This is a genomic window from Lysobacter cavernae (assembly GCF_042648505.1).
Classification (GTDB): Bacteria; Pseudomonadota; Gammaproteobacteria; order Xanthomonadales; family Xanthomonadaceae; genus Lysobacter_L; species Lysobacter_L cavernae.
Window position 1 is genome coordinate 770555 of sequence record NZ_JBHRXK010000001.1, and the last position, 10611, is coordinate 781165.

Consider the following 10611-nt stretch of genomic DNA (forward strand, 5'->3'; position numbering starts at 1 on the left):
GGCCGGCCGTCGCTCAAGGCGCCTCGACCCGGTAGCCCTTCGCCTGCAGCTTGGCCAGGTAGCCGTCTGGTTTCAGCAACTCGCGCATCGGCAGGCTGGCGAAGGTCACGGCGTTCTTCATCAGGGCCTGCTCCGCCGCCGATAGCCAGCGCCGCTCGACCTGCGCCTCGATGTCACCGACCCGCTTGCGCAGCACGCCCGCCTGCGTCGCGGCGCGCATGCAGGCCTCGTTCTGGTCGCTGTACGGCAAAGCCTGCAAGGCCGCGATATCGCCGATCGCCCAGGCGTTGGCGCGCTCGCGCATCGTTCCCAGGTCCGACTCCAGGCGCTGCAGGGTCTTGCCGAAGCAATCCAGGTCATCGAGCCGGGTCCCGCGGAACTCCTGCAGCGCGGCCTTGGGGTCCTCGATCATGATGCTCACCGTCGTCGACGTCGTGGCGACCTGGTGCTGACGTGCGGCCCGCTCGACCACCGGCCAGACCACGCCACCGGGCTTGAGCCCAGTGTCCTCGATCGCCTCCTGGTACAACTCCATAGCCGCGAACATCGGCCGCCATTGTTCGACGCCGCGGTCGCGCCCCAGGTATTTGTGCTTGAGCACCCGCCAGCGCACGTACATGTCCGCCGGCACTATCTGCTGCAGGGTTTCGCCATTCGGGTTCTTGCGCGCACCCAGCGTCTTGGGCACCAGCAGCAACTGCTGGAACAGGCCGAGCCTGGCGTCGATCTTCACCGCCGGCGGCGCGATCACTTCCTGCGCCTGTGCGATCACACCCTCGACGTCGCGCGATTGCCACTGCATTTTTTTCGGCAGCGGCGATACCGTGCCCAACAGCCACAGCACATGATCGCCCTGGCTGACCTTCCACATGCCCGGGCCGGGTTGCACACCGCTGACCACCAGGGTGTCCAGGTCGCGGATCGGTGACTGCGCCGCGGCCGGATCGGCAGCAGGCACCTGCTGTGCAGCCACGGGTCCGGCGCAGGCAACGGCCAGTCCGATCATTCCAGCGGCAAGGCAACGCATGTCCACTCCTCGGGTGTTCACCGCCCATCAGGCCGCGCGTGAGCGATAATCGGTGGATTACCGTTGCGACCGTTGCGACCGTTGCGGCAGGGCCGATGTCCGCATCGTAGCGGCACGCGCAGGGTGGGAGCCGCCCATGGCCAATCACAAAAACACACCCACAAAAAAAGCCCGCATCGCTGCAGGCTCTTTGCATTCACAGTGGTCGGGACGGCCGGATTTGAACCGACGACCCTCTGCCCCCCAGGCAGATGCGCTACCAGGCTGCGCTACGCCCCGACGTGTCTGTGATGGTCCGCCCGAGAGCGGGGCGGCAAGTATAGCGGTTTGATGCTCGATCCGGCCATGTGCTGCCGGCGTCCTGCGCGATGTCTGTCGTATCAACGGCGCAACAGCTGCAGGACCTCTTCCAGCTCCATGCGCACCTGCTTGATGATCTGCGAACTCAGCGCCGACTCGTCCTTGGCCGCCTCGCCCTCCAGACGCAGTCGCGCGCCGCCGATGGTGTAGCCCTGTTCGTACAGCAGGCCGCGGATCTGCCGCACCATCAGCACCTCGTGGCGCTGGTAGTAACGGCGGTTGCCGCGGCGCTTGACCGGGTTCAGGGTCGGGAATTCGGTCTCCCAGTAGCGCAGCACGTGCGGCTTGACGTCGCACAGCTCGCTGACCTCACCGATGGTGAAGTAGCGCTTGGCCGGAATCGGCGGAAGTTCGCGGTTGCTGCCCGGGTCAAGCATGTTCGCCTCCGGCATAGGCTTCCACGCGTTCCTTGAGCTTCTGGCCCGGGCGGAAGGTCACTACAGTACGCGCCGAAATCGGGATCTCCTCGCCGGTCTTCGGGTTGCGCCCCGGCCGCTGGTTCTTGCGGCGCAGGTCGAAATTGCCAAAGCCCGACAGCTTGACCTGCCGGCCCTGTTCCAGCGCCTCGCGCAGGGCGTCGAAGAAGGCATCGACGAACTCCTTCGCTTCGCGCTTGTTCAGGCCGACCTCGTCGAACAGACGCTCGGCCATTTCAGCTTTGGTCAGTGCCATCTGGGTCCCTTCAACCTCAGCTGCGGATCGCCGCGGCGTGGTCGCGTTGCAGGGCTTCGGTTACCGTGCCCACCACCGCGTCCACCTCTCGGTCGGTCAGGGTGCGCGATTCATCCTGCAGAATCAAGCCCATAGCGAGACTTTTGAAACCCGGTTCCACGCCCTTGCCCTGGTAACGGTCGAACAGCACCAGGTCGCGCAGGGCCGGCCCCGCGGCGGCCCGGGCACTGGCGGCAATCGCGCCCCAGGGCGCGGTTTCGGCGACGACCACCGCCAGATCGCGGCGCACCGACGGGAACTTGGACAACCCGACCGCCTTCGGCAGGGGTCGGACCAGCAGCGGGGCCAGGTCGAGCTCGAACGCCACCACCTCAGCGTCCAGGTCCAGGGCCCGCTGCAGGCGCGGGTGCAACTGACCGATCCAGCCCAGCTTCACGCCGTCGCGCCAGACATCGGCCGAGCGGCCCGGGTGTGCCCAGAGCGGCTGCGAGGCACGGTACTCGAGCGTGGCGCCGGCGAGTGCGGCCAGGCTGTCGAGATCGCCCTTGAGGTCGTGGAAGCCCACCGCGCGTGCTGGTGCGCCCCACTGCTCGGAGCTGACCGTGCCGATCGCGGTGGCGGCAATGCGCTTGGTCTCGACCGGCGCCCCTCCCGCGACGGGCGCGGCCGTGAACACGTTGCCCAACTCGAACAGGCGCACGCGCAACTGCTGGCGCGCGGCGTTGCGGGCCAGCGCGGCCACCAGCCCCGGCAGCAGGGCCGTGCGCATCACGCCGAGTTCGGCGCTGAGCGGATTGGCCAGCGGCACCGTCCCATCGGTCGCGCCCCACTGCGCGAGCAGGTCGGCGTCGACGAAGGCATAGTTGATCGCCTCGAGGTAATCGCGTGCGGCCAGTTGACGGCGCGCCGTGCCCTCCTCGACCCGGATTTCGCTCGGGGCAGCCAGGCGCGATGCGCCGGCCGGCAGCGTGGTCGGGATCGCGTCGTAGCCGTGGACGCGGGCGATCTCCTCTATCAGGTCCTCCTCGATCGCGATATCGAAGCGGCGGCTCGGCGGGCGCACCGTCCATGCGTCGCCGGTTGCCTCGACCGACAGCCCGAGCGCGCGCAGGATCCGCTCAACCTCGGCATCGGCCACGCTCAGGCCCAGCACACGCGCCAAGCGCGCGCGGCGCAGCGTGATCGGCTGCGGTTGCGGCAGGTATTCGGGCAGTGCCGCCTCGACCACCGGGCCGGGCGTGCCGCCGGCGATGTCGAGGATCAGCCGGGTCGCGTACTCGACCGCAGTGCGCGGCAGCTCCGGATCGACGCCACGCTCGAAGCGGTGCGCGGCATCGGTGTGCAGGCCGAGCTTGCGACCGCGACCGATGATGGCGGAGGGAATCCAGTGCGCGGCTTCGAGGAACACGTTGCGCGTCGCATCGGTGACGCGGGTGTCGTAACCGCCCATGATGCCGCCCAGGGCGACCGCACGCGCGCCGTTGCCGCCCTGGCTGTCGGACACCACGAGGAAATCCGGGTCCAGCGACACCGTGCGGCCGTCGAGCAGCTTGGTTTGCTCGCCGACGCGGGCCGGCCGCACCACGATCGGCTCGACCAGCGTGTCGCGGTCGAAGGCGTGCATCGGCTGGCCGAGTTCCAGCATCACGTACTGGGTCACGTCGACCAGGAAACTGATCGGGCGAACGCCGCTGCGACGCAAGCGCTCGGCCATCCACAGCGGCGTGGCGACGCCCGCATCAACGCCGTCGATGGCGCGGCCGACAAAGCGCGGCACCTTGGCGCCGGTATCCAGTTCGATGGACAAGCGCGCGTCGTTCGACGCTGGCACCGGCGCAGCGTCGAAGGGCGTCACCTCGGAGCCGCAGGCAGCCGCCACGTCGAAGGCGATGCCGCGGACGCTGAAGCAGTCGGCGCGGTTCGGGGTCAGTTTGATCTCGATGGTCGCATCGGGCAGGCCCAGGTAATCGGCCAGCGGCGCGCCCACCGGCGCGTCGGCGGGCAGCTCGAGCAGGCCGGAGGCATCCGGGTCGACGCCGAGCTCCTTGGCCGAGCACAGCATGCCGAACGACTCGACCCCACGCAGCTTGGCGGCCTTGATCGCCATGCCACCGGGCAGGTTCGCGCCCACAGTCGCCAGCGGCGTCTTCAAACCGGCGCGCGCGTTCGGTGCGCCGCAGACGATCTGCACGGTGCCGTTGCCAGTATCGACCTGGCAGACCTGCAAGCGGTCTGCTTCCGGGTGTTTCTCGGCACTGACAATCTGCGCGACGACGACGCCGTCGAGCGACTCGCCCAACGCAGTCACGTCCTCGACCTCGAGGCCGATCGCGGTCAGCGTAGCTGCGAGTTGTTCGCGCGTCTGCGTGGTTGGCACATGCTGGCGCAGCCAGTTTTCGGAGAATTTCATAGGGTGAAGCCGGGAATGGGGAATAGGGAATAGGGAGTCGGAAAAGCGGAACCCGAATCGCCGTCGCTGCTTTGGCGATTCCCGACTCTCGATTCCCGATTCCCGGCCTTCATGCGAACTGCTTCAGAAACCGCACGTCGTTCTCGAAGAAACTGCGCAGGTCATCGACGCCGTAACGCAACATCGCGAAGCGCTCGACGCCCAGGCCGAACGCGTAGCCGGTGTACTTCTCAGGATCGATGCCGACGTTGCGCAGCACGTTCGGGTGGACCATGCCGCAGCCGAGCACTTCCAGCCAGCGCGTCGAACCGTCGGGCTGCTGCCAGGCGATGTCGACCTCGGCCGAGGGCTCGGTGAAGGGGAAGTAGCTCGGGCGGAAGCGCATCTCGAAGTCACGTTCAAAGAACGCGCGGACGAACTCGGCCAGCGTGCCCTTGAGATCGGCGAAGCTGGCGTGCTCGTCGACCAGCAGGCCTTCGACCTGGTGGAACATCGGCGTGTGGGTCTGGTCGCTGTCGCTGCGGTAGACCTTGCCGGCCGCGATCATGCGCAGCGGCGGTCCGCTCTGAATGGCGACGGCGTCCTTCATGTAGCGCACCTGCACGCCCGAGGTGTGGGTGCGCAGCAGGCGGCCATCGCCAAAGTAGAAGGTGTCGTGCATCGCGCGCGCCGGGTGGTGCGGCGGGAAGTTCAGCGCCTCGAAGTTGTGCCAGTCGTCCTCGATCTCGGGACCGTCAGCGAGTTCAAAGCCAAGCCGGCCGAAAATGTCGGCGATGCGTTCGAGGGTACGGCTGACCGGATGCAGGCCACCGCGCGCGGCGTCGATGCCCGGCAGGGTGACGTCCAGGGTTTCCGAGGCCAGACGCGCGTCGAGGACGGCATCGTCCAGCGTCGTCTTGCGTTCGGCCAAGGCGACCGTGAGCACGTCGCGCGCCTGGTTGATCGCTTCGCCGGCGCTCTTGCGCTGCTCCGGCGGCAATGCGCCAAGCTGCTTGAGCTGCGCTGTGACGCTGCCGTGCTTGCCGAGCAGGGAAACGCGCAGCATTTCGATCGCCTCGGGCGAGCCCGCCGCCTCGATCTGCGCCAGCGCCTGACTGGTCAGGGATTCGATATCACTCATCCGACTGGTTCACCGCAAGGGAGTTTCTGGAATTCAGGAGCCTGAAACGAAACATGGGGAAGGACTTGCGCCCTTCCCCATGCGTGTACTTCGTTGTGCGATCCACGCGGCCCGGCAAACGGGCTGCGCTAACCGGATCGACAAACTTACGCCGCGAGCGCGCTCTTCGCCTTCTCTGCCAGCGCCGCAAAACCCGTCGCGTCGTGCACGGCGATGTCCGCCAGCACCTTGCGGTCGAGGGTGATGCCGGCCTTGAGCAGGCCGTTCATGAAACGGCTGTAGCTCAGACCGTTGATGCGGGCCGCCGCGTTGATGCGGGTGATCCACAGCGAACGGAAATTGCGCTTCTTCTGCTTGCGACCGATGTAGGCGTACTGCAGGGCCTTCGTCACCGCCTGCTTGGCGACGCGGAAGACCTTGCGGCGGGCGTGATAGTAGCCCTTGGCCTGCTTCAGGATTTTCTTGTGACGGCGACGCGCCGTAACACCACGCTTAACTCGTGCCATTGTTCAGTCTCCTCACAAATACGGAAGCATGCGGTCCAGACGGCCCGCGTCCTCGGCACGAACATGGTTCGTCTGCCGCAGGTTGCGCTTCCGCTTGGTCGCTTTCTTGGTGAGGATGTGGCTCTTGTTGGCGTGGCCGCACTTGTACTTGCCGGAAGCAGTCTTCCGGAAGCGCTTGGCCGCCGCCCGATTGGTCTTGATCTTGGGCATTGCGATGTCCTTTCGGAGGTTTAGTCACTGGCCTGGGCGGCGACCCTTGCGAAACACGCAAGCGCCACGCTTTCCGTCCTGCCCTTGCCGGCTTGTAAGTCGTTGATCCGTATAGGAATCAGCAACGGGTCCTGATCTTGCATACAACAAGCCCGGCGAACCGGGCCGCATAGTATGCGGGCTGCTCGCCGGGCTTGCAATCTTTTCTTTGAAAATCAGCAGCTTCGGCCCGTAGGGCCCCGCGCTGTCCCGGCCCGCAAAGGGCCGGGCGGGCTTACATCTTCTTCTTCGGCGCGATCATCATGACCATCTGCCGGCCTTCCAGGCGCGGCCGCGACTCGATCACGATGTCCTCGCCCAGATCGGCCTCGATCCGCGCCGCCATCTCACGGCCCAGCTCCTGATGGCTCATCTCACGGCCACGGAAACGGATGTTGACCTTGACCTTGTCGCCCTCTTCCAGGAACCGGCGCATGTTGCGCAGCTTGATCTGGTAGTCGCCTTCGTCGGTCACCGGCCGGAACTTGAGTTCCTTGATCTCGACCTGCTTGGTCTTCTTCTTGGCCAGGTTGGCCTTTTTCTGGGCCTCGAACTTGAACTTGCCGAAGTCCATGACGCGGCAGACCGGCGGATCGGCGTTGGGCTGGATCTCGACAAGGTCCAAGCCCTCGTCCTGGGCCATGCTCAGCGCTTCATCGCGCGTCAGCACGCCGATCATCTCGCCATCGCTGCCGATGACGCGGACGCGCGGGACGCGGATTTCCTGGTTCTTGCGATTCGGTTTTTCGGGGGTGCTGATGTTGCAATCTCCGGTGTGGATCATGCCGGCCGCAGGGGCGGCCGGAGTCGTTGAAACAGGCTGCAGGCGTTACTGGACGCCCTCACTGCGCAAACGCGAGGCGAATTCGGCGACGGTCATCGTCCCCAGATCCTCCCCTCCCCGTGTGCGCACGGCGACCATGCCATTTTCCTTCTCGCGGTCTCCGACCACCAGCAGGTAGGGCACGCGCTGAAGCGTGTGCTCGCGAATCTTATAGCCGATCTTCTCGTTCCGCAAATCGGCGTCGACCCGGAAACCTTGATTTGCAAGGGATTTCCGCACTTCCGCCACGTAATCCGCCTGGGCGTCCGTGATGTTCATCACCACGGCCTGAATAGGGGCCAGCCAGGCCGGGAACTGGCCGGCGTGGTGCTCGATCAGAATGCCGATGAAACGCTCCATCGAGCCGACGATGGCCCGGTGCAGCATCACCGGATGCCGTTTCTGGCTGTGTTCGTCGACGTATTCGGCGCCCAGGCGGGCCGGCATCATGAAGTCGACCTGCATCGTGCCCAACTGCCAGGTGCGGCCGATCGCGTCCTTGAGGTGGTACTCGATCTTGGGACCGTAGAAGGCGCCCTCGCCCGGCAGCTCCTCCCATTCCACGCCGGCCGAGCTCAGGGCCGAACGCAGCGCGTCCTCGGCCTTGTCCCAGGTGGCGTCGTCGCCCAGACGCGATTCGGGACGAAGCGCGATCTTGATCTGGACATGCTCGTTGGAAGCGCCACTGAAGCCGAACGCCGAGTACACCGCCAGCGCTTGCTGGTGGAACGCACTGACCTCGGCCTCGATCTGCTCCTCGGTGCAGAAGATGTGGCCGTCATCCTGTGTGAAACCGCGCACGCGCAGGATGCCGTGCAGCGCGCCGGACGGCTCATTGCGATGACAGGCGCCGAATTCGCCATAGCGGATAGGCAGGTCGCGGTAGCTGTGCAGGCCCTGGTTGAACACCTGCACGTGGCCCGGGCAATTCATCGGCTTGAGCGCGTAGGTGCGCTTCTCCGACTCGGTGAAGAACATGTTCTCCTGGTAGTTGTCCCAGTGGCCGGACTTCTTCCACAGCGACACATCGAGGATCTGCGGGCAGCGCACCTCGCCGTAGCCGGTGTCGCGGTACACCTTGCGCATGTACTGCTCGACCACCTGCCAGATCGACCAGCCCTTGGGATGCCAGAAGATCAGGCCCGGCGCCTCTTCCTGCAGGTGGAACAGGTCCTGCTGCTTGGCGATCTTCCGGTGGTCGCGCTTCTCGGCTTCCTCAAGCATCGTGAGGTAGGTCTTGAGGTCCTTGTCGTTGAGCCAGGCGGTGCCGTAGATGCGGCTGAGCATCTGGTTGTTGCTGTCGCCGCGCCAGTAGGCGCCGGCCACCTTCATCAGCTTGAACGCGCGCAGTTTGTCGGTGCCCGGCACATGCGGGCCACGGCACAGATCGGTGAACTCCCCCTGCGAGTACAGCGACAGGTCTTCGCTGGCCGGGATCGACTGGATGATCTCGGCCTTGTAGGCCTCGCCCACGCCCTTGAAGAACGCCACCGCCTCGTCACGCGACTTCACGCTGCGCGAGACCGGCAGGGCCTCCTTGACGATCTTGAGCATCTCGGCCTCGATCGCCGGCAGGTCTTCCGGCGTAAACGGGCGCTCGTAGGCGAAGTCGTAATAGAAGCCATTGTCGATGACCGGGCCGATGGTGACCTGCGCGCCGGGGAACAGGCGCTGCACGGCCTGGGCCAGCAGGTGCGCGGTGGAGTGGCGCAGCACATCGAGCGCATCGGGGTGCTTGTCGGTGACGATCTCGAGCGAGGCGTCGTGGTCGATGCGGAAGCTGGTGTCGACCAGTTGGCCGTCGACCTTGCCGGCCAGCGAGGCCTTGGCCAGGCCGGCACCGATCGAGGCGGCAACCTCGGCGACACTGACGGGCTGTTCGAATTCACGGCGGCTGCCGTCGGGGAGGGTAATGGCGATCATTGCGTTGACTATCAGGCTGGCGCGCAGGGAGCGCGGCTTGGCATCGGGGCGGAATGCGGAAACGAAAACGGCGCCGCGGCGCCGTCATCAGGAGGCGTCGTCGGCGTTCAGCGGTGGAGAATGGTAGTGCTCATGTCGCACGCTCGACCGGCGGAATGCCGCGGGTCACCTCAGGCCTCTTTGACTGACTCGGCCGGCGGCCGGGCTGGTTTGTGGATATTTTGGGGCCCGGGCCGGCCAAGTCAACGCCGCGTCGGGCACCGGTACTAAACGGCCGGGCAGACCCGGCCGTGAGCCACATCAGGCGCACGGTGCAGGGTTTGAGCCTGCGCCCCTATCCCGCTAATACCGTCGCGCATGATGCCCGGCGCGGGCAGTTTGGCAGGTTTTTGCGGCTTTTCGGCGCCAGCAGGGTCCTGATCATCCGTTGTCCGGGCTGCCGGTGACGCGTTGGAGTTCCTCGATTCCGCCCGGCGCCAGGTCCTTCAGCAGCTCCATGAAATCCCGACCGACCAGACGCTTGGCACGTTGCAGCAGCATCGGCACCGGGCTGGAAGGTTCGTGGCTGGCGTAGTAAGCGCAGATCTCATCGAGCCGACGCATCACGTCATCGGGGCCGGCTATGCGGCCATTGCCGGCCGCCTTGCCCACACCGGCGCCACCGTTGTCCTCGCCAGTCGGTGTGCCCTCGGCATCGTTGGCGGCATCCGAGTCGACGCCCCCATTACGCGCAGTCCAATGCGGCAACAGGAATCGCTCCAGGTCGCGCAGATCACCCAGCAGCGCTTTCAGGTCCGGTCCCGCGGTGCCGATGCGCTCGGCAAACAGCGCGTCGATCTCGCCTGCACGCCGCATGGCCAGTCGCACCGCAGCGACGGTTTCGTCCAGTGCCGCCTGCGGGCAATCCAGGCAGCAGGCTTCGATCTCCGCCAGCGAGGCCGCGCCCTCGCTGTCCGCAGCCAGTTTCAATGTGCCGTTGGCCACGCGCAGGTCGCGCAGGCTGAACCGGCCCAGCCGCGGCGATTGCACGAACGGCGCGACGCGCAGCGCACCCAGCAGGCCCAGCGGATCGCCCAGACTGGCCACGGCGTTCACGCGTGCAGTCGGGTCGTCATCGTCTTCGGCATCCAACTGCGGGCGCACGCTGTCCCAGCGCTCGGCCAGCAGTGCATGGATCAGGGCGAGACCGTCGGCCCAGCCAGCCACGCCCCGCAGGCGCAGCCAGGCCGCGCACAGGTGCGTCGCCACGCGCAGGTCGTGGGTGCGCCGGAACAGTGCCAGCGCGAGCGATTGCACCTTCTCCCAGTCCGGCTCCTCGGCGGCGATCACGCTGTCGCCGACCGCGCGTTCGGCCTTGTTCGCCGCGGCACGATCCAGTGCCAAGAACTCGGCGTCGTATTCGAGATCCGGACCCGATGGCGCATCGTCAGCAATCGGTGTCAACAGGGAATCGACGGTGTGCTCGGCGGTCATCGGGCTAGCTCCCACAGTAACGACCGGCGCAGCGGGACTGCGCCGGAA

At 66.3% G+C, this 10611-nt stretch carries 10 protein-coding genes and 1 tRNA gene; all 11 read right to left on the reverse strand.

Translation table 11 applies throughout. From position 1 onward, the window contains the following. Positions 1 to 13: 13 nt before the first annotated feature. A complete protein-coding gene (locus tag ACFOLC_RS03350; protein WP_386757494.1) occupies positions 14 to 1027 on the reverse strand; it encodes a TraB/GumN family protein in 1014 nt (337 codons plus the stop codon). A gap of 202 nt (positions 1028 to 1229) precedes the next feature. Beyond that, a tRNA-Pro gene (locus tag ACFOLC_RS03355) sits at positions 1230 to 1306 on the reverse strand. Positions 1307 to 1407: 101 nt separating this feature from the next. Beyond that, a complete protein-coding gene (locus tag ACFOLC_RS03360; protein ID WP_386757496.1) occupies positions 1408 to 1764 on the reverse strand; it encodes a MerR family transcriptional regulator in 357 nt (118 codons plus the stop codon). Continuing rightward, positions 1757 to 2059, reverse strand: coding sequence for an integration host factor subunit alpha (locus ACFOLC_RS03365; protein WP_386757498.1), 303 nt, complete (start codon positions 2057 to 2059; stop codon positions 1757 to 1759). Before ACFOLC_RS03365 ends, ACFOLC_RS03360 begins: the two co-directional genes overlap by 8 nt. Before the next feature lie 16 nt (positions 2060 to 2075). After that, positions 2076 to 4469, reverse strand: a complete 2394-nt coding sequence (gene pheT / locus ACFOLC_RS03370) for a phenylalanine--tRNA ligase subunit beta (protein WP_386757500.1) — start codon at positions 4467 to 4469, stop codon at positions 2076 to 2078. Positions 4470 to 4578: 109 nt separating this feature from the next. Further along, entirely contained in the window at positions 4579 to 5589 is a 1011-nt protein-coding gene (gene pheS, locus ACFOLC_RS03375) for a phenylalanine--tRNA ligase subunit alpha (protein WP_386757502.1), read from the reverse strand. Positions 5590 to 5735: 146 nt separating this feature from the next. Beyond that, the gene (rplT, locus tag ACFOLC_RS03380) at positions 5736 to 6095 is read right to left on the reverse strand and encodes a 50S ribosomal protein L20 (RefSeq protein ID WP_386757504.1); all 360 of its coding nucleotides are present in this window, start codon (positions 6093 to 6095) and stop codon (positions 5736 to 5738) included. A 12-nt stretch (positions 6096 to 6107) separates the two neighbouring features. Next, positions 6108 to 6305 (reverse strand): 50S ribosomal protein L35, encoded by a 198-nt coding sequence (gene rpmI / locus ACFOLC_RS03385; protein ID WP_027083463.1) that lies wholly within the window; start codon positions 6303 to 6305, stop codon positions 6108 to 6110. Between the two features lie 274 nt (positions 6306 to 6579). After that, positions 6580 to 7128, reverse strand: a complete 549-nt coding sequence (infC, locus tag ACFOLC_RS03390) for a translation initiation factor IF-3 (protein ID WP_386757506.1) — start codon at positions 7126 to 7128, stop codon at positions 6580 to 6582. Positions 7129 to 7173: 45 nt separating this feature from the next. Continuing rightward, positions 7174 to 9090, reverse strand: a complete 1917-nt coding sequence (gene thrS / locus ACFOLC_RS03395; protein ID WP_386757508.1) for a threonine--tRNA ligase — start codon at positions 9088 to 9090, stop codon at positions 7174 to 7176. 420 nt (positions 9091 to 9510) lie between these two features. Beyond that, entirely contained in the window at positions 9511 to 10563 is a 1053-nt protein-coding gene (tssA, locus tag ACFOLC_RS03400) for a type VI secretion system protein TssA (RefSeq protein ID WP_386757510.1), read from the reverse strand. Positions 10564 to 10611 lie beyond the last annotated feature (48 nt).

Bases quoted from the DNA above. Each gene is read 5' to 3' on its own strand.
- ACFOLC_RS03350 (WP_386757494.1), bottom strand. From the start codon at position 1,027: ATGCGTTGCCTTGCCGCTGGAATGATCGGACTGGCCGTTGCCTGCGCC.
- ACFOLC_RS03360 (WP_386757496.1), bottom strand. From the start codon at position 1,764: ATGCTTGACCCGGGCAGCAACCGCGAACTTCCGCCGATTCCGGCCAAG.
- ACFOLC_RS03365 (WP_386757498.1), bottom strand. From the start codon at position 2,059: ATGGCACTGACCAAAGCTGAAATGGCCGAGCGTCTGTTCGACGAGGTC.
- pheT (WP_386757500.1), bottom strand. From the start codon at position 4,469: ATGAAATTCTCCGAAAACTGGCTGCGCCAGCATGTGCCAACCACGCAG.
- pheS (WP_386757502.1), bottom strand. From the start codon at position 5,589: ATGAGTGATATCGAATCCCTGACCAGTCAGGCGCTGGCGCAGATCGAG.
- rplT (WP_386757504.1), bottom strand. From the start codon at position 6,095: ATGGCACGAGTTAAGCGTGGTGTTACGGCGCGTCGCCGTCACAAGAAA.
- rpmI (WP_027083463.1), bottom strand. From the start codon at position 6,305: ATGCCCAAGATCAAGACCAATCGGGCGGCGGCCAAGCGCTTCCGGAAG.
- infC (WP_386757506.1), bottom strand. From the start codon at position 7,128: ATGATCCACACCGGAGATTGCAACATCAGCACCCCCGAAAAACCGAAT.
- thrS (WP_386757508.1), bottom strand. From the start codon at position 9,090: ATGATCGCCATTACCCTCCCCGACGGCAGCCGCCGTGAATTCGAACAG.
- tssA (WP_386757510.1), bottom strand. From the start codon at position 10,563: ATGACCGCCGAGCACACCGTCGATTCCCTGTTGACACCGATTGCTGAC.